Source organism: Streptomyces thermovulgaris, from assembly GCF_002155915.1.
Classification (GTDB): domain Bacteria; phylum Actinomycetota; class Actinomycetes; order Streptomycetales; family Streptomycetaceae; genus Streptomyces; species Streptomyces thermovulgaris.
This window is the reverse complement of the sequence record NZ_MUME01000018.1, coordinates 1-18,437: the sequence shown is the minus strand read 5'-3', so window position 1 is coordinate 18,437 and position 18,437 is coordinate 1. Positions and strand designations below refer to the sequence as shown.

Annotated in this window: 15 protein-coding genes and 1 pseudogene; 10 read left to right on the top strand and 6 right to left on the bottom strand. The window is 70.1% G+C overall.

Annotation, left to right across the window (positions count from 1 at the left end; genetic code table 11):
- The first annotated feature begins 21 nt into the window (after positions 1-21).
- Positions 22-3,126: an efflux RND transporter permease subunit gene (locus CCN35_RS02175; protein ID WP_067391767.1), complete on the top strand. Its 3,105-nt coding sequence runs from the start codon at positions 22-24 to the stop codon at positions 3,124-3,126.
- An 81-nt stretch (positions 3,127-3,207) separates the two neighbouring features.
- On the opposite strand, the gene CCN35_RS30150 is transcribed toward CCN35_RS02175, so the two are convergent.
- Positions 3,208-3,876, bottom strand: coding sequence for a Scr1 family TA system antitoxin-like transcriptional regulator (locus CCN35_RS30150; protein WP_425444273.1), 669 nt, complete (start codon positions 3,874-3,876; stop codon positions 3,208-3,210).
- 161 nt (positions 3,877-4,037) lie between these two features.
- Positions 4,038-5,222, bottom strand: a complete 1,185-nt coding sequence (gene nadA, locus CCN35_RS02170; RefSeq protein ID WP_067392109.1) for a quinolinate synthase NadA — start codon at positions 5,220-5,222, stop codon at positions 4,038-4,040.
- A 299-nt stretch (positions 5,223-5,521) separates the two neighbouring features.
- Here nadA and erpA point away from each other — a divergent pair, with 299 nt between their 5' ends.
- Positions 5,522-5,878, top strand: a complete 357-nt coding sequence (gene erpA, locus CCN35_RS02165; RefSeq protein ID WP_067391764.1) for an iron-sulfur cluster insertion protein ErpA — start codon at positions 5,522-5,524, stop codon at positions 5,876-5,878.
- A gap of 93 nt (positions 5,879-5,971) precedes the next feature.
- On the opposite strand, the gene CCN35_RS02160 is transcribed toward erpA, so the two are convergent.
- Positions 5,972-8,083 (bottom strand): hypothetical protein, encoded by a 2,112-nt coding sequence (locus CCN35_RS02160; RefSeq protein ID WP_086791344.1) that lies wholly within the window; start codon positions 8,081-8,083, stop codon positions 5,972-5,974.
- Between the two features lie 137 nt (positions 8,084-8,220).
- The gene (locus CCN35_RS02155) at positions 8,221-8,442 is read right to left on the bottom strand and encodes a hypothetical protein (protein ID WP_067391759.1); all 222 of its coding nucleotides are present in this window, start codon (positions 8,440-8,442) and stop codon (positions 8,221-8,223) included.
- 150 nt (positions 8,443-8,592) lie between these two features.
- Here CCN35_RS02155 and CCN35_RS02150 point away from each other — a divergent pair, with 150 nt between their 5' ends.
- Positions 8,593-9,567 (top strand): carbohydrate kinase family protein, encoded by a 975-nt coding sequence (locus tag CCN35_RS02150; protein ID WP_067391757.1) that lies wholly within the window; start codon positions 8,593-8,595, stop codon positions 9,565-9,567.
- A gap of 46 nt (positions 9,568-9,613) precedes the next feature.
- On the opposite strand, the gene CCN35_RS02145 is transcribed toward CCN35_RS02150, so the two are convergent.
- Entirely contained in the window at positions 9,614-10,993 is a 1,380-nt protein-coding gene (locus CCN35_RS02145; protein ID WP_079129626.1) for a cysteine desulfurase/sulfurtransferase TusA family protein, read from the bottom strand.
- Between the two features lie 364 nt (positions 10,994-11,357).
- Between CCN35_RS02145 and ctaC the strand changes: the two genes are divergently transcribed.
- From ctaC to CCN35_RS02125, 4 genes are all read left to right on the top strand, one after another.
- On the top strand, positions 11,358-12,317 hold the full coding sequence (ctaC, locus tag CCN35_RS02140; protein ID WP_067391751.1) for an aa3-type cytochrome oxidase subunit II: 960 nt from the start codon (positions 11,358-11,360) through the stop codon (positions 12,315-12,317).
- On the top strand, positions 12,314-14,050 hold the full coding sequence (gene ctaD / locus CCN35_RS02135) for an aa3-type cytochrome oxidase subunit I (protein WP_086791343.1): 1,737 nt from the start codon (positions 12,314-12,316) through the stop codon (positions 14,048-14,050). The genes ctaC and ctaD overlap by 4 nt, the downstream gene beginning before the upstream one ends.
- Complete coding sequence (locus tag CCN35_RS02130; RefSeq protein WP_086791341.1) at positions 14,047-14,445, top strand: cytochrome c oxidase subunit 4; 399 nt, start codon at positions 14,047-14,049, stop codon at positions 14,443-14,445. The genes ctaD and CCN35_RS02130 overlap by 4 nt, the downstream gene beginning before the upstream one ends.
- Before the next feature lie 144 nt (positions 14,446-14,589).
- Positions 14,590-15,846: a L,D-transpeptidase gene (locus CCN35_RS02125; RefSeq protein ID WP_067400672.1), complete on the top strand. Its 1,257-nt coding sequence runs from the start codon at positions 14,590-14,592 to the stop codon at positions 15,844-15,846.
- A 246-nt stretch (positions 15,847-16,092) separates the two neighbouring features.
- On the opposite strand, the gene CCN35_RS02120 is transcribed toward CCN35_RS02125, so the two are convergent.
- A complete protein-coding gene (locus CCN35_RS02120; RefSeq protein WP_067400677.1) occupies positions 16,093-16,494 on the bottom strand; it encodes a response regulator in 402 nt (133 codons plus the stop codon).
- Positions 16,495-16,691: 197 nt separating this feature from the next.
- On the opposite strand from CCN35_RS02120, the gene ctaE reads away from it, so the two are divergent.
- The 3 genes and pseudogenes from ctaE to CCN35_RS02105 all read left to right on the top strand — a co-directional run.
- Positions 16,692-17,303 carry an aa3-type cytochrome oxidase subunit III gene (gene ctaE / locus CCN35_RS02115; protein WP_067400681.1) on the top strand — a complete coding sequence of 204 codons (612 nt, stop codon included), beginning with the start codon at positions 16,692-16,694 and terminating at the stop codon, positions 17,301-17,303.
- Positions 17,304-17,364: 61 nt separating this feature from the next.
- Positions 17,365-18,174: a cytochrome bc1 complex diheme cytochrome c subunit gene (qcrC, locus tag CCN35_RS02110; protein WP_067400685.1), complete on the top strand. Its 810-nt coding sequence runs from the start codon at positions 17,365-17,367 to the stop codon at positions 18,172-18,174.
- Positions 18,171-18,437, top strand: a pseudogene (locus CCN35_RS02105) (cytochrome bc1 complex Rieske iron-sulfur subunit); the annotation flags it as partial. The gene qcrC and the pseudogene CCN35_RS02105, both read left to right, overlap by 4 nt.

The following is an 18,437-nucleotide window of genomic DNA, read 5'->3' as shown; positions in this document are numbered from 1 at the left end:
AAAGAATCGAGACCCTCACCCATGTCCTGGCTGTCCAGATTCAGCCTCGCGCAACGAGCCCTGATCGGACTGGTGTCGATCATCGCGCTCGTCTTCGGGGCGATCTCCATACCGCAGCTCAAGCAGCAGCTGTTCCCCAGCATCGACCTTCCCGTGGTCTCCGTGCTGGCGCCCTACCAGGGCGCGTCCCCGGACGTGGTGGAGAAGCAGGTCGTCGAGCCCATCGAGAACCACCTCAAGGCCGTCGACGGCATCACCGGCGTCACCTCCACGGCGAGCGAGGGCAACGCCGTGATCATGGCGTCCTTCGACTACGGCAACAACACCAAGCAGCTCGTCGCCGACGTCCAGCAGGCCGTCAACCGGGCCCGCGCCCAGCTCCCCGGCGAGGTCGACCCGCAGGTGGTGGCCGGCTCCACGGACGACATCCCCACCGTGGTCCTCGCCGTCACCTCCGACAAGGACCAGCAGGCCCTCGCCGACCAGCTGGACAAGACGGTCGTCCCCGAGCTGAAGAACATCGAGGGCGTCGGCCAGGTCACCGTCGACGGCGTACGGGACCTGCAGGTCACCGTCACCCCGGACGACAGGAAGCTCGCCGCGGCCGGGCTCACTCCCGCCGCCCTGGGCGAGGCCCTGAGGGCGGGCGGCGCCACCGTTCCGGCCGGCTCCTTCGACGAGGACGGCGCCAACCGCACCGTCCAGGTCGGCGGAGGCTTCACCTCGCTGAAGCAGATCCGGGACCTGAGGGTCACCGGCGAGGGCGTGAAGAAGCCGGTGCGCCTCGGCGACGTCGCCACCGTCAAGCAGGAGCCGGCCCCCTCCGACTCCATCACCCGCACCAACGGCAGGCCCAGCCTGGCCGTCGTCGTCACCATGGACCACGACGGCAGCGCGGTCTCCATCTCCGAAGCGGTCGAGGACAAGCTGCCGGACCTGCGCGAGGCCCTCGGCTCCGACGCGCAGATCACCGTCGTCAGCGACCAGGGCCCGGCCGTGGCCCGGGCCATCGAGGGACTGACCAACGAGGGTCTGCTCGGTCTGTTCTTCGCGGTCCTCGTCATCCTGGTCTTCCTGGCCTCGGTCCGCTCCACCCTGGTGACGGCGGTGTCGATCCCGCTGTCCGTCGTGCTCGCGCTGATCGTGCTGTGGACCCGCGACCTGTCGCTGAACATGCTGACGCTGGGCGGGCTGACCATCGCCATCGGCCGGGTCGTCGACGACTCGATCGTGGTCCTGGAGAACATCAAGCGCCACCTCGGCTACGGCGAGGAGCGCCACGCGGCCATCATGACCGCGGTGCGCGAGGTGGCCGGCGCGGTGACCGCCTCCACGCTCACCACCGTCGCCGTGTTCCTGCCGATCGGCCTGGTCGGCGGCATGGTGGGCGAGCTGTTCGGCCCGTTCAGCCTCACCGTCACCGTGGCCCTGCTGGCCTCGCTGCTGGTGTCGCTGACGGTCGTGCCGGTGCTGTCGTACTGGTTCCTGAGCACGCCCAAGGACACGCCCGCCGAGGCGGAGGAGGCCCGCCGCCTGGCCGAGGAGAAGGAGGCCAGGAGCCTTCTGCAGCGCCTCTACGTGCCCGTCCTGCGCTTCGCCACCCGGCGGCGCCTGACCAGCGTGCTGATCGCGGTCGCCGTCCTGGTCGTCACCCTCGGCATGACCCCGCTGCTGAAGACGAACTTCTTCCACCCCGGCGACCAGCAGGTCCTCACCATCAAGCAGCAGCTGAAGCCGGGCGCCAGCCTGGCGACGACGAACGCCGCGGCCCGGAAGATCGAGGACGTGCTCGCCGACGTCGAGGGCGTCAGGGACTACCAGGTCACCGTCGGCTCCTCCGGCTTCATGGCGGCCTTCGGCGGCGGTACGGACACCAACCGGGCCTCCTACCAGGTGATGCTCGAGGACTCGGCGTCCGCCGACGACGTGCGCGCCCGTATCGAGGACCGCCTGGGCAAGCTGTCCGGCATCGGCACCACCACGATCGGCGTCGGGGACGGCTTCGGCTCCCAGGACCTGAAGGTGATCGTCAAGGCGAGCGACCCCGATGTGCTGCGCCGTGCCGCGGAGCAGGTCCACAGGACGGTCGCCGGCCTCGACGACGTCACCGACGTCACCAACGACCTGTCGCAGAGCGTGCCGCGCATCTCGGTGCGGGCGAACGCCAAGGCGGCAGCGGCGGGCTTCACCGACCAGACCCTCGGCATGGCGGTCGCCCAGTCCGTCAAGGGCACCCCCGCGGCGAAGGCGGTGCTGGACAACGCCGAGCGGAACGTGGTCATCAGGTCGGCGAAGCCGGTGCGGACGCTGAACCAGCTGAGGAACCTGCGGCTCGGCCCGGTGAAGCTGGGGGACATCGCGACCGTCGAACTGGTCGACGGGCCGGTGTCGATGACCCGGATCGACGGTCAGCGCGCCGCCACGATCACGGCCAGGCCGGTCGGGGACAACACCGGCGCGGTCGGCGCGGCCCTCCAGGCCGAGCTCGACAAGCTGAAGCTGCCCGCGGGCGCGCGGGCCGAGATCGGCGGTGTCACCGCCGACCAGGACGAGGCCTTCGAGAAGCTGGGCCTGGCCATGCTGGCGGCCGTCGCGATCGTCTTCATGCTGCTGGTGGCGACCTTCCGCTCGCTGGCCCAGCCGCTGATCCTGCTGGTCTCCATCCCGTTCGCGGCGACCGGCGCCCTGGGGCTGCTGATCGCCACCGGAACGCCGATGGGCGTGCCCGCGATGATCGGCATGCTGATGCTGATCGGCATCGTGGTGACCAACGCGATCGTGCTGATCGACCTCATCAACCAGTACCGCGAGCGGGGTTACGGCATCGTCGAGGCGATCGTGGAGGGTGGCCGCCACCGGCTGCGTCCCATCCTCATGACGGCCCTGGCGACCATCTTCGCCCTGATCCCGATGGCCCTGGGGATCACCGGCGAGGGCGGCTTCATCGCCCAGCCGCTGGCGGTGGTCGTGATCGGCGGTCTGCTCACCTCGACCCTGCTGACCCTGCTGCTGGTCCCGACGCTCTACGCGATGCTGGAGCTCCGCAAGGAGCGCCGCGCGAAGAAGCGGGCGGCGAAGCGGGAGGCGAAGGCGGCGAAGGAGGAGCTGGAGCCCGCGGGCGTGTGACCCGCACGACGGCCGGGCCCGTACACCGTGTACGGGCCCGGCCCCTGTCACCGGGTCACATCCCGGGGCGCCCCTTCGGGATCACGCCTTCAGCGAGGCGACGAACACGCCCCGGACGGACACCGGGACGACGCTCACAGGGCCGTGGGGCGCCTCGCTGTCACGGACGGGGCGGCACCGGGGAAGTCCTCGGCGACCTCGGCGCACTCGCCCCCGTTGGCATTGCCGGAGCCGCTCCGGCGCCGGCGGGCAGAGTCCGGCTCGGAGCCGTGTCGCACGGCCCGCAGTCCTCCCTCGCCTGCCGGATCGGCTTTGCCGAGGCGGCAGGCGAGGGAGCCCCGGCGCGCAGCACCCCGTAGTGCCGTCGCCGCTTCCCCACCGAATCCCGATCCTCGTGGAGGCGACCGGCCTCGACGCCCTCCTCGCAGGCCACGGTTGAGCCGTCGGGAAGGGCCGGCGGGGTCGGGGCGCCCCCATCGGACAGTGCGCACCGGAACTGAAGGGCATCGCCTGGACCTTGCCGTCCGGAGCGTCCGGCTGCTCGAGCAGCCGGACCAGTTGCCGGTGCATGCCTTCCCGGCGGCCGAAGGGCCGCCGGAGCACGGACTCGTCGACGATCGCCCACCGCATCGGAGGGTGGGGCGAACGGATCCTCTCCTGCCGGGACATCCGGGCGCGGGCCTCCCGTCGAGAGGTGCGCCGGGAACCGGCCGGAACAGGGCCGAGGACAGGGCTCCGCCCTGTCCTCACGTCCTCACCCGTGGAAGCCCCCGAAGACTTCCGGGCCGGGTCCGGAGCGGGCGCCTCGGTCACCGAAGCCCTCGGCGGCAGACCGGAGCCCCCGTCAGAACCGTCTGCGACGGGGGCTTCTGCGTGTCCTTCGACGGCGATGTCGCCGGCGGGTGCGTCGTCTACGGCAGTGCCAGCATCCGTTCCAGGGCCAGCTTCGCGTACTCCTCCGTCTCCTTGTCCACCTGGATGCGGTTGACCACGTTGCCCTCGGCCAGGGACTCCAGGGCCCAGACCAGGTGGGGCAGGTCGATGCGGTTCATGGTGGAGCAGAAGCAGACCGTGCGGTCGAGGAAGACGACGTCCTTGCCCTCGGGGGCGAAACGGTTCGCCAGACGGCGGACCAGGTTCAGCTCCGTGCCGATGGCCCACTTGGAGCCGGCCGGGGCGGCCTCCAGGGTCTTGATGATGTACTCGGTCGAGCCGACGTAGTCCGCCGCGGTCACCACCTCGTGCCTGCACTCGGGGTGGACCAGGACGTTCACCCCGGGGATGCGCTCGCGGACCTCGTTGACCGAGTCCAGGTTGAAGCGGCCGTGCACCGAGCAGTGACCCCGCCACAGGATCATCTTCGCCGCGCGCAGTTCCTCGGCGGTCAGACCGCCGTTCGGCCTGTGCGGGTTGTAGACGACGCAGTCGTCCAGGGACATGCCCATGTCCCGCACCGCCGTGTTGCGGCCCAGGTGCTGGTCGGGCAGGAACAGGACCTTCTCGCCCTGCTGGAAGGCCCACTCCAGGGCCCGCTTGGCGTTCGACGACGTGCAGATCGTGCCGCCGTGCCGGCCCGTGAAGGCCTTGATGTCGGCGGAGGAGTTCATGTACGACACCGGGACGACCTGCTCGGCGATCCCCGCCTCGGTCAGCACGTCCCAGCACTCGGCGACCTGCTCGGCCGTCGCCATGTCGGCCATGGAGCAGCCGGCCGCCAGGTCCGGCAGGACCACCTTCTGGTCGTCGGACGTCAGGATGTCCGCGGACTCCGCCATGAAGTGCACACCGCAGAACACGATGTACTCGGCCTCCGGGCGTGCCGCCGCGTCCCGCGCCAGCTTGAAGGAGTCGCCCGTGACGTCGGCGAACTGGATGACCTCGTCGCGCTGGTAGTGGTGGCCGAGCACGAAGACCTTGTCCCCGAGCTTCTCCTTGGCCGCACGAGCGCGTTCCACCAGGTCCGGGTCGGACGGGGAGGGCAGCTCACCGGGGCACTCGACGCCGCGCTCGCTCCTCGGGTCGGCTTCACGGCCGAGCAGCAGCAGGGCGAGCGGCGTCGGCTGGACGTCGAGGTCCTGGGTCTGGGCGGTGGTCACGACACGCACCCTTTCTACTTTTCGTCGAACTGACGCTATCTATCATAGCGGCTTCACGTCACTTTGACGATGGTCATAGCGTCGATGTGACGTGAATCCTGGACACCGGCCGGCGGCCCGACCGGTGACCCCCTCCCCCTCTCTCCACAGGCCGCTGTCCGTCCTCCCGCGCGTGTGCGAGCATGATGAGGACGAGCCTGGAGAAGAGAAAAAGCACGACCCCGGCCCGGAATGAATCCGCGGCCCCGCCGGTTGGACTCGTCGGCAAGCAGTCTCCGTACAACCCGGGAGAGATCTAGATGTCCGTATCGGACGAGACCACCACCGTCACCGACGGCATCATCCTGACCGACGCCGCCACGGCCAAGGTCAAGGCCCTGCTCGACCAGGAAGGCCGTGACGACCTCGCCCTGCGCGTCGCCGTCCAGCCCGGTGGCTGCTCCGGCCTGCGCTACCAGCTCTTCTTCGACGAGCGGTCCCTCGACGGCGACGTGGTGAAGGAATTCGACGGCGTCAAGGTCGTCACCGACCGCATGAGCGCCCCCTACCTCGGCGGCGCCACCATCGACTTCGTGGACACGATCGAGAAGCAGGGCTTCACGATCGACAACCCGAACGCGACGGGCTCCTGCGCCTGCGGCGACTCCTTCAGCTGAGCAACCGGTCCCGGCAGGACGCCGAGGACATGAAAGGCGGCAGCCCCTGCCAGGGGCCGCCGCCTTCCGGCGCGTTCCGCACTGTCCCGCCGCTCAGCGGGCGGCCGACGGCTCCGGCAGCCGCGCGCCCGGCCTCTCCCGGGGGATCTCCCGCCCGTTCGAGCCGACCACCTTCCGGTCACCGAGCGGCCGGTCCAGACGCACGCTCTCGTGGTGCACCTTGGCGACCAGGATGCAGATCCGGTCCCGCCGCGAGGTCTCGGTCACCGTGACCGTCACCCGGTCGGACTCCTCCTTCACGGACGCCCGGTAGTCCGCGCACACCCCGCCCTCGAAGCGGACGGTCAGCTCGTCGCCCTCGGTGCTGTAGCCGGTCACCTCCACGTCCCGCGTCACCGTGGCGCCGTCCGAGCCGCCCGACGCCTTCGGCGAGGTCAGGTACTTCGGGTCGACGGCCGGGTGCGTCACCGTGAAGGGCACCCCCTGCCCGTCCGACGCCCGCACCCGGAACAGCCAGGACGGCACGAGCGCCCGCCGGCCGTCGGAGGAGTGCGAGGCCAGCCCGAACACGGCCCTGTCGACGGTGAAGGCGTTCCCGGCGAAGGACTTCGTGGACTCCTTGCGGGGCGGGGCCGGGGCCTTCGCCTCGCACGGCACCTCCGGGCGGTCCTTCGGCGGGTGGTCCTCCGGCGAGCGGTCCTTCAGCGGTACGGGAGCGGCGCAGCCGCCGATGCCCGCGCGGCCGGTCCGCGGGACCGCGTTCATCAGCTCCAGCGTCCTGCGTGCGCTCAGCACGGGATACGTGTCGCCCTTCACCGGCTTCTTCAGCCGGCCGCTGCCGCTGACCACCTCGCCCTGCGGGCCGATGCTCAGACCCGTGGTCCAGCCGTACGTGGGCAGCCCGCCGACGCGCGGATCGGCGTTGACGATCCGCTGAGCACCCACGGTCCGGCTCGCGTCCACCTTGGCGTCGTCCTGGCCCAGCGCCTTGAGCACCGGAGCCGCCGCCTTCCGCGCCGCCGCCACGCTCACCGGGCGGACGGACGAGGTCCCGGGAACCCCGGGGACCGCCGCGCACACCGCGCCCTTGCAGTTGTCGGTGCCCGGCGCGTACCGGCTGAACGTCCATGTCCCGGGTGCCTGCCTGCTCACCCGCAGCATCGGGCCGGAGCCGTCCTTTCCCGACCCCACCCTCCAGGCCTGGGCGTCGGCCGCCGGCGTGCCCTCCACACCGAGCGCCTCGGCGAGCCGGGCCACCTCCTCCCGGGTGACCTCGCCCCGGGCCCGGTACACCGGTGCCGAACCGGGTCCGTCGGGCAGCGTGCCGCCGGCCCGGTAGGTCGCGCCGTAGGGGTTGGGCTCACCGGGGGCGATCTCGTTCGCGGCGGCGGCGGCGCCCGCGGCGCCGGGGGCGGCGTACCCGTCGAGGGCCAGCGGCGGGGGAGTGCCGCGCCCGTCGGACGCCGCCGTCCCCGGACGCTCGCCCGTCCCCGCGGCGAGAAGCGCCCCGCCGCCGCCCACCAGCAGCACCGTGGCGGCGACCGAGGCGATGACCACCGGCGACCGCCCGCGCATCCGCCACCCACCGGAGCGCCCGCCCCCGTCCGGGACCGCGGTGACGTCCGGGACCTCCTGGTCGCCCTCGGAGGTCTTGCGGCCCTCGGGGGTCTCGGCGGCCTCCGGGGGCCCCTGGTCCTCCTCCGGGGACCTTTGGTCCTCGGAGGTCCCGGTGGCCTCCGGAATCCGCTGTTCCTCGGCGGTCTCGGAGGACCCGGCGGGCCGGGCGGTCTCGGAGGTCTCCGCGACCTTCTGCCTCTCCTTCTGCTCCTCGAAGGGGCCGGCCTTCCGCGCCTCGGGGGTCTCGGCGGTTTCCGAGGGCTTCCGGTCCTCGGGGGGCGTCCGGTCCTCGGAGGTCTCCGGGGCCTTCCGTTCCCCGGTGGTCTCGGCGGCCTCGCTGGTTTCCGGGGTCCGCCGGTCCTCGGCGTTCTCCGAGGGCGCCTGCTCCTCGGAGGTCCTGGCGGTCTCGGAGGGCTTGGCGGCCTTGGTGGTTTCAGCGGCCCCCGGGGCGCCGGCACCGTCCTGTGAAGCCGTCGAGGCCCCGCCACCGTCCCCCGAAGCCTTCCGCTCCGGCGTCCCCGCCTGCTTTGGGGCTTCCCCGGCGGTGCCCGCAGCCGCGTCGTCGTGGTCGGGTCGCTCGGTGTTCACCGCATCGCTCCTTCGGCTGGGTCGTGTCCCGCACCCCCCAGAGGGGGGACAGCGGTGGGACGCGGTGAAGGAGCAGGCGGTTCCCCCTCGGCACACCGCTCAGGCCGGCCGGCCTCCGAAGTCCCGGTCCTCGGCCCTCAGTTCCCGTAGTCCGGCATCGCGTCCAGCAGCCGGGCGGAGGAGACGGGCACCCTCACCCCGTGGATGCGGGACGGCGGCACCGGCGGCTCGGCGGTCCGGTCGGGCACCGCCCACTGGGGGGCCATCCGGGCGCAGTCCTCGCGCAATGCGGCCAGATCGCCCTCGAGGTCCGCCGGAGCGGGGGCAGCATGGACGGTGTGGGCCCTGTTGTTCGTCATGGGCGAACCGTAGGCACGGAGAAGCTGCCCGCGATAGATCTACTATCAGGTAGTTTTTCCGTTTCCCCTCACCCGCCGACCAGGTGGCGCGCGCCGCGACACCGGGTAGCGTGAACTGTCATTCCCCCGGACTCCAGGAGCAATCACGCCGTGCGTATCGCAGTCACCGGCTCCATCGCCACCGACCACCTCATGACCTTCCCCGGCCGGTTCGCCGATCAGCTCGTCGCGGACCGGCTGCACACGGTCTCGCTCTCCTTCCTGGTCGACCAGCTGGACGTACGGCGCGGCGGAGTCGGCGCCAACATCGCCTTCGGCATGGGACAGCTCGGCACCCGGCCGATCCTGGTCGGCGCCGCGGGTCCCGACTTCGACGAGTACCGCGCCTGGCTGGACCGGCACGGCGTCGACACCGCCTCGGTCCGCATCTCCGAGACCCTGCACACCGCCCGCTTCGTGTGCACCACCGACGCCGACCACAACCAGATCGGCTCCTTCTACACGGGTGCCATGAGCGAGGCCCGTCTCATCGAGCTCAAGACCGTCGCCGACCGCGTCGGCGGTCTCGACCTGGTGCTGATCGGCGCGGACGACCCGGAGGCGATGCTCCGGCACACCGAGGAGTGCCGGGCGCGCAGGATCCCGTTCGCCGCGGACTTCTCCCAGCAGATCGCCCGGATGGACGGCGAGGAGATCCGGATACTGCTGGACGGGGCGCAGTACCTGTTCTCCAACGAGTACGAGAAGGGCCTCATCGAGTCCAAGACCGGCTGGAGCGACGCCGAGATCCTCTCCCGTGTCGGCCACCGGGTCACCACCCTCGGCTCGCGCGGTGTGCGCATCGAGCGCGCCGGCGAGGAGCCGATCGAGGTCGGCTGCCCGGAGGAGGAGCGCAAGGTGGACCCGACGGGCGTCGGCGACGCCTTCCGCGCCGGCTTCCTCTCCGGCCTGGTCTGGGGCGTCAGCCTGGAGCGCGCCGCCCAGGTCGGCTGCATGCTCGCCACCCTGGTCATCGAGACGGTCGGCACCCAGGAGTACCAGCTGCGCCGCGCCCACTTCATGGAGCGCTTCGCCAAGGCGTACGGCGACGAGGCGGCCGACGAGGTCCGCGCCCACCTCTCCTGACGGAACGGCAGCGGCGGCCCCGCCGACGGTTCCCGCCCGACGGTTCCTACGAGAGCCGGCGGACGACGTAGGCCGAACCTTCGTCCGCCGGCTCCTCGCCGACGTACTCCTGGCCCCGCATCTCGCACCACGCCGGGATGTCCAGACGCGCCGCCTCGTCGTCGGCCAGCACCCGGACCGTGCCGCCGACGGGCACGTCCCCGAACACCTTCGCCAGCTCGATCACCGGGATCGGGCAGCGCCTGCCGAGGGCGTTCACGACCACCGCGTCCTCGCGCACGGCGGCCGGCTCCCCGGCCGGCGCCCCGAGCTCGGCCCGGACCCGCGCCACCGCGTCCGGCAGGATCCCGAGGAACCGTTCGACGTCCTCCCCGGAGGTTCCGGGCGGCAGCGACACCCGTACGTTGCCGCTGCTCAGCACGCCCATCGCCTTCAGGACATGGCTCGGCGTCAGGGTGCTGCTGGTGCACGACGAGCCGGAGGAGACGGAGAAGCCCTCACGGTTCAGCTCGTGCAGCAGCGCCTCCCCGTCGACATAGAGACACGAGAAGGTGACGATCCCGGGCAGCCGGCGGACCGGGTCGCCCACCACCTCCACGTCCGGCACGAGCCGCGGCACCCGCGTCCGGATCCGCTCCGTCAGCTCCCGCAGCCGTGCCGCCTCCGCGGCCGCCTCGGCCCGGACCGCCCGCAGCGACGCCGCCGCCGCCACGATCGCCGGGATGTTCTCGAAGCCGGGCGCCCGTCCCGACTCCCGCTCGTCCGCCGGCCTCCGGGGCGCGAACCGCACCCCCTTGCGCACCACGAGCAGCCCGACCCCGGGCGGCCCGCCCCACTTGTGCGCACTCGCCGTCAGCAGCGACCAGTCCCCCTCCACCGGGCCCCAGCCCAGCGACTGCGCCGCGTCCACCAGCAGCGGCACACCCGCCGCCCGGCACACCTCGGCCACCTCGGCGACCGGCTGCTCGGTCCCCACCTCGTGGTTGGCCGACTGCAGACAGGCCAGCGCGGTGTCCTCGCGCAGCGCGGCCTCGTACGCGGCGGCGGCCACCGCGCCCCCGCGGTCCACCGCAACCCGTGTGACCGCTCCGCCGTCCGCCTCGTGCGCCTCGGCGGAATGGAGGACGCAGGAGTGCTCGACCGCTGACACGATCAGGTGACGTCCGGCGCGTCGCCGCCCCGCCAGCGCACCCGCGATGCCGCTGTGCACGGCCAGGGTCCCCGACGGGGTGAACGTCACCTCGTCCGGCCGGCACCCCACCGCCTCCGCGGTCGTCTCCCGGGCCGCGTCCAGCAGCAACCGGGCACGCCGCCCCTCCTTGTGGAGCCGGGCGGGATCGGCCCACCCCTCGTCGAGGGCGGCGAGCAGAGCCTGCCGGGCGACGGGATGAAGAGGAACACCGGAAGCAGCGTCGAAGTAGGCCACACAGCAACGCTACGACCCGCAGAGGGGCGGGGAGGACGCGGCCCGGTACCGGTGCGGTCCCGCCGGGCGGGCGACCGGCCGCGCCGTTCTCCCGCACCGTCCCTCCCGGTTGCCGCACAGGCCGCGCAGCCGCCCTCCCGGAGGGCCTCAAACCCCTGTACGAAGCCGGGCATATGGGTCTATCCCACCCCTTCGGTCCGACCCGCGACGCGTAAGCCACCCTCCCCGCGCTCCGCCGGAGGGCGTCCAGTAGGGTTTGGTCCGCATAAACATCCAAACCCCTGCCCGACGCAGGGCGGCGACCGACCAGCGAGAAGGCAGGCCGCAGCCAAACGCGCGGGCGAGACTCTCGGGAAGGCGCTACGTGAGTCCCAACGGCTCCGACCGCTCGCCGCGGCGCCCGATGCGGCGGAAGCTGCTGCAGGCACTGACCGCGGGCCTGGTCCTGTTGACTGCTACTGGTTGCACATACAAGGACTTTCCCCGGCTGGGCATGCCCACCCCGGCCACGGAAGAGGCTCCGATCATCCTCTCCCTGTGGCAGGGCTCCTGGGCGGCCGCACTCGCCATCGGCTGCCTGGTGTGGGGTCTGATCCTGTGGTGCGCTTTCTTCTACCGGCGCAGCCGCACCAAGGTGGAGGTGCCTCCGCAGACCCGCTACAACATGCCCATCGAGGCCCTGTACACCGTGGTCCCGCTCCTCATCGTCTCGGTGCTCTTCTACTTCACGGCGCGTGACGAGTCGAAGCTCCTGAGCGAGTCCAAGAAGCCGGACGTCACGGTGAACGTCGTCGGCTACCAGTGGAGCTGGGCCTTCAACTACATCGAGTCCGTCCCCGGCTCGACCGGTGACGCGAAGACCGACAAGAACCTGGCCGCCATCCCGGACCGGTACAAGAAGGACTTCCCGGCCAACGCCGGCGGCGTCTACGACTACGGCATCCCGGGCACGCGGAACCCGCAGAACGGCAACCCCGGCCCGACCCTGTGGCTGCCCAAGGGCAAGACCGTCCGCTTCATCCTCACCTCGCGCGACGTCATCCACTCCTACTGGGTGCTGCCGTTCCTGATGAAGCGTGACGTCATCCCCGGCCACACCAACTCCTTCCAGGTGACCCCCACCCAGGAGGGCACCTTCCGGGGCAAGTGCGCCGAGCTCTGCGGCCAGGACCACGCGCGGATGCTGTTCAACGTCAAGGTCGTCTCGCCTGAGCGCTACGAGCAGCACCTGAAGGAACTCGCCAAGAAGGGGCAGACCGGTTACGTTCCCGCCGGTATCGCGCAGACGAGCCACGAGAAGAACCGGGAGGTGAACGAGCTGTGAGCATCCTCAACGAACCTCAGGGTGCTGTGGCAGCCGAGAGCTCTCAGAAGAGCGCGCTGCCGGCCCGGCGCAAGCAGCCGGGCAGCGTGGTGGTGAAGTGGCTGACGAGCACGGACCACAAGACGATCGGGACGCTGTACCTGGTGTCGTCGTTCGTCTTCTTCTGCATCGGCGGCGTCCTGGCGCTCGTCATGCGCGCCGAGCTGGCCCGTCCGGGCCTGCAGATCATGTCGAACGAACAGTTCAACCAGGCGTTCACGATGCACGGCACGCTCATGCTGCTGATGTTCGCGACGCCTCTGTTCGCCGGCTTCGCCAACTGGATCATGCCGCTGCAGATCGGCGCCCCGGACGTCGCCTTTCCGCGGCTGAACATGCTGGCCTACTGGCTGTACCTGATCGGCTCGATCATCGCGATCTCCGGGTTCTTCACCCCGCAGGGTGCGCCGGACTTCGGCTGGACGGGCTACGCGCCGCTGTCGGACGCGACGCACACCCCGGGCATGGGCGCCGACCTGTGGATCATGGGTCTGACCCTGCAGGGCTTCGGCACCATCCTCGGTGCGGTCAACTTCATCACCACGATCATCTGCATGCGCGCTCCGGGCATGACCATGTTCCGCATGCCGATCTTCACGTGGAACGTGCTGCTGACCGGTGTGCTGGTGCTGCTGGCCTTCCCGGTGCTGGCCGCCGCACTGCTCACGCTCGAGTACGACCGCAAGTTCGGCGGTCAGATCTTCGCCTCGTCCAACGGCGGTGCGCTGCTGTGGCAGCACCTGTTCTGGTTCTTCGGTCACCCCGAGGTGTACATCATCGCGCTGCCGTTCTTCGGCATCGTCAGTGAGATCATCCCGGTGTTCTCCCGCAAGCCGATGTTCGGCTACATGGGGCTGATCGGCGCGACCATCGCCATCGCGGGCCTGTCGGTGACCGTGTGGGCGCACCACATGTACACCACGGGCGGGATCCTGCTGCCGTTCTTCTCCTTCATGACCTTCCTGATCGCGGTCCCGACCGGTGTGAAGTTCTTCAACTGGATCGGCACCATGTGGAGGGGCTCGCTCTCCTTCGAGACGCCGATGCTGTGGACGATCGGCTTCATGGTGACCTTCCTCTTCGGCGGTCTGACCGGTGTCATCCTGGCCGCGCCGCCGCTGGACTTCCACGTCACCGACAGCTACTTCGTGGTGGCCCACTTCCACTACGTGGTCTTCGGCACGGTCGTCTTCGCGATGTTCGCCGGCTTCCACTTCTGGTGGCCGAAGTGGACGGGCAAGATGCTCGACGAGCGCCTGGGCAAGATCACGTTCTGGACGCTGTTCATCGGCTTCCACGGCACCTTCCTGGTGCAGCACTGGCTGGGTGTCGAGGGCTTCCCGCGCCGCTACTCCGACTACCTGGCGGCCGACGGCTTCACCACCCTGAACACGATCTCCACGATCTCCTCGTTCGTGCTCGGCCTGTCGCTCCTGCCGTTCTTCTACAACGTCTGGAAGACGGCCAAGTACGGCAAGCCGGTCGGTGTCAACGACCCGTGGGGCTACGGCCGCTCCCTGGAGTGGACCACCTCCTGCCCGCCGCCGCGGCACAACTTCCTCTCCCTGCCGCGCATCCGCAGTGAATCCCCCGCGTTCGACCTGCAGCACCCCGAGATCGCCGCGCTCGAGCAGCTCGAGCACGCCGGCCACGGCGAGAAGGCCCTCGTCGGTGGAAAGGAGGCCGGCAAGTGAAGATCCAGGGCAAGATGTTCATGTGGCTGAGCGTCTTCCTGCTCATCATGGCCATCCTCTATGGCCTGTGGGCGAAGGAGCCGATCGGCATCACGACGCTCTTCATGGCCTTCGGCCTGGCCATCATGGTCGGCTTCTACCTGGGCTTCACCGCCCGGCGGGTCGACCCGGGCGCCCAGGACGACAAGGAGGCCGATGTCGCGGACGGCGCCGGCGAGCTGGGCTTCTTCAGCCCGCACAGCTGGCAGCCGCTCGGGCTCGCCATCGGCTGGGCGCTGGGCTTCCTCGGCGTCGCGGTCGGCTGGTGGCTGCTGTACTTCTCGGTTCCGATCATCCTGCTCAGCGTGTTCGGCTGGGTCTTCGAGTACTACCGCGGTGAGAACCGCACCCAGTAACGGTCCCGCCGACCGGCGTTGAACACCGGCAGCCCGGCTCCTTCCCGGAAAGGAGCCGGGCTGCCGCGTCTTCCGCCGAAGAGGGGGTCACCCGCATGGACGATTCATCGTGCCGGAGTCGGCGAAGCTTCCTAGCGTGACCTCATGAGCACCACTCCGTACACCGCCGGCACCGTCTGCGTGCTGCTGGCAGCCGCTCTGGGGGCGACCGTCACCGCCTGTGACGCCGACGGCAATCCCCTGGCCGCCACCCCGTACGACGCGACGGACCAGATCTCGTTCAGCGGTTCGGGGAAACGCGGCGAGAAGGTCGACCCGGACAAGCCTCTCGAGATCACCGCCGACGGTTCGGACAGCCGGATCACGGACGTCACCGCCGTGGACTCCACGGGCCGTTACGTCTCCGGCGAACTCGCCGCCGACGGCAGCCGCTGGCACAGCACCTCACCGCTGGCCGCGGGCGCCCACTACACGGTGACCGTGCGCACGGAGGACGGCAGCGGCAGGCCCGGCCGCAAGGTGCTCACCTTCGACACCAGCGCGCCCACCGGCCTCAAGCGGCTGAATGTGAAGTTCGGGCCGGAGGCGGGCACCTACGGCGTGGGCCAGCCCATCACGGCCGAACTGGACCAGCCGATCACGGACCCGGCGCAACGGGCCGTCGTGGAGCGCGCCCTGAAGGTCGACTCGGTGCCCGCCGTGGAGGGCTCCTGGTACTGGGTGGACGACAAGAAGCTCCATTACCGCCCCCGCTCCTACTGGCCCGCCAACACCACCGTCGAGGTGCGCAGCAACCTGGAGAACATCAAGATCGGCGACCGGCTGTGGGGCGGTACCGCCAAACCGCTGAAGCTCACCATCGGTGACCGCATCGTCGCTGTCGCGGACGTCGCCAAGCACCGGATGACGGTCTACAAGAACGACGAGAAGATCAAGGAGATCCCCATCACCGCGGGCAAGGCCGGCTTCGAGACCCGCAACGGCGTCAAGGTCGTCCTGGCCAAGGAGTACCGCGTGCAGATGAGGAGCACCACCGTGGGCATCCCCGCCGGGTCCCCGGACTCCTACGACCTGCCCGTGTACTACGCCGTCCGGGTGACGTGGAGCGGTGAGTACGTCCATGCCGCCCCCTGGTCCGTCGGCTCCCACGGCGTCTCCAACGTCAGCCACGGCTGCGTCGGCATGAGCAACACCAACGCCGCGTGGTTCTTCGAGACCGTCAAGGAGGGAGACCTCGTCGAGGTCGTCAACTCCACCGGCAAGTCGATGGAACACTTCGACAACGGCTTCGGCGACTGGAACATCCCCTGGCAGGAGTGGCTCCAGGGCAGCGCCCTGACCGCGGCGAAGGCCCCGGGAACGGACGACGGCCGGCCCCGGCTGAGCCCCCAGAGCCTGTAGCGGGCCTCGCGCGGAGACGGTGAGCGGACGATGCGCGACGAGGGGACCGCCCGAAGGAGCGGCAAGAGGAACGACGAGGAGAGCGACAGGGGGAGCGGCGAGGAGAGGGACGAGGAAACCGGCGAAAGGGCCGGCAAAAGGACACGGAGCCGTACCGAGGGACGGCTCCGTGCGGACGCGTCGCCCGGGACGGCCCGCACCCGCAGGACGAACGGCCCGCCCCGAGTTCCCCGGAACAGCCGGAGGTCAGACGCCGCTCAGTTCCTTCTTCCGCAGCAGGGAGGCCAGCGCACGGGCGAACTCCACCGGCTCCACCGGCAGGGTGACCGCCGCGTCGGCCCGGCTCCACGTCGCCAGCCACGCGTCCTGCGGCCGGGCGATCAGCAGCAGCACCGGCGGGCAGCCGAAGATCTCGTCCTTGATCTGCCGGCACATCCCCATGCCGCCCAGCGGCACGGCCTCGCCGTCCAGGACGCAGACGTCGATCCCGCCCTTGTCCAGTTCCTTGAGCACCGCGGCGGGCGTGGCGCACTCCAGGATCCTCACCACGGGGGAGTCCGGAGCCGGCCGGCGTCCGCAGGCCAGCCGCACCTGCTCCCGGGTGTTGGCGTCGTCGCTGTAGACCAGCACCGTGGCGGTCGCCTGCATGGTTCCTCCGCGTCGTCGATCGGGAACTCGTCGGGAACTTACGGGTACCGATGGCGCGGATGCTACTCCTTCCCACCCCTGGTCGGCAGCGGTTGGAACAGCTCTTCGACGGGCCGTACGAGCAGCACACGACCCCGGACACTCCGAACAGCACCCCCCGGAGTGAGGGCGAGATAAGCGACCGACATAATGTCGGCGTGGCGACAGCAACGACAGTAGATACCGGGCACGCGCACCCGTCGGTCAACCGACCGAACCTCACCAGCGTCGGAACCATCATCTGGCTGAGTTCCGAGCTGATGTTCTTCGCGGCCCTCTTCGCGATGTACTTCACCCTGCGCTCGGTGACGGGTCCGGCGTATTGGAATGAGATGGCGGGCGGCCTGGACGTCCCGTTCTCCTCGGTGAACACCACGATCCTGGTGCTCTCCTCGCTCACCTGTCAGCTCGGCGTCTTCGCCGCCGAGCGCGGGGACGTGAAGAAGCTCCGGTTGTGGTTCATCATCACCTTCATCATGGGCGCGATCTTCATCGGCGGCCAGGTGTACGAGTACACCGCCCTGGTGGAGGAGCACGGAATCTCCATTTCCTCCGGCCCCTACGGCTCGGTGTTCTACCTGACCACCGGCTTCCACGGCCTGCACGTGCTGGGCGGCCTCTTCGCCTTCCTGCTGGTGCTCGGCCGTACCTACGCGGCCCGGAGGTTCACCCACGAGCAGGCGACCGCAGCCATCGTCGTGTCCTACTACTGGCACTTCGTCGATGTCGTCTGGATCGGTCTCTTCGCCACGATCTATTTGATCCAGTAGCCGACGAGCCGACCCAAGTCCGCAAAACATCGACGCAGAAGATCCTGACACCGGGGTAATCGTGAAAAAGCTCTCCGCACGACGACGCCATCCTTTGGCGGCGGTCGTCGTCCTACTCCTCGCGCTGGCGGCCACGGGGGGGCTGTACACCGCGTTCGCGCCCGCGAGCAAGGCGAAGGCCGAGGACACCGCCCAGTCCCTCGCCATCGAAGAGGGCAAGAAGCTCTACACGGTCGGCTGCGCCAGCTGCCACGGCACCGAGGGCGAGGGCACCACTGACGGTCCCAGCCTGGTGGGCGTGGGCGCCGCGGCGGTCGACTTCCAGGTGGGCACCGGCCGTATGCCGGCCCAGCAGCCGGGCGCCCAGGCTCCGCGCAAGCGGGTGAAGTACACCCAGGCCGAGATCGACCAGATGGCCGCGTACATCGCCTCGCTCGGCGCCGGCCCGGCCATTCCGACGAAGAACCAGTACGACCCCGCGGGTGCGGACGCGGCCAAGGGCGGTGAGCTGTTCCGCAACAACTGCGCCCAGTGCCACAACTTCACCGGTCAGGGCGGTGCGCTGACGCACGGAAAGTACGCCCCGAACCTCGGCGGTGTGAGCAACAAGCACATCTACGAGGCCATGCTGACCGGCCCGCAGAACATGCCCGCCTTCCCCGACGGCGTGCTGTCGGAGCAGAACAAGAAGGACATCGTCGCGTACCTCAACGAGGTCAACGGTCCTGAGACCGAGACCCCGGGCGGTGCGCAGCTGGGCGGTCTCGGACCGGTCGTCGAGGGCCTGTTCGCCTGGATCTTCGGGCTGGGCGCCCTGATCGCGGTCACCGTTTGGGTCACCGCTCGGACCGCAAAGGCCAAGAGGTCATGAGTAGCCACGACATTCCAGAACAGAACCTGCCTGCCGAGCAGGCCGCCGATGAGCGCGGGCGCGGGGCGGTCTCGGTCGCGGACGAGCGCAATCCGTTCGCCGACCCGGGCCTGCCGCCGCACGAGCCCCGGGTCCAGGACATCGACGAGCGGGCGGCCAAGCGGTCCGAGCGCACCGTGGCCCTGCTGTTCACGGTGTCGATGCTGGCCACCATCGGTTTCATCGCCTCCTATGTGGCGATCCCGATCGACACGTCGGTCTAC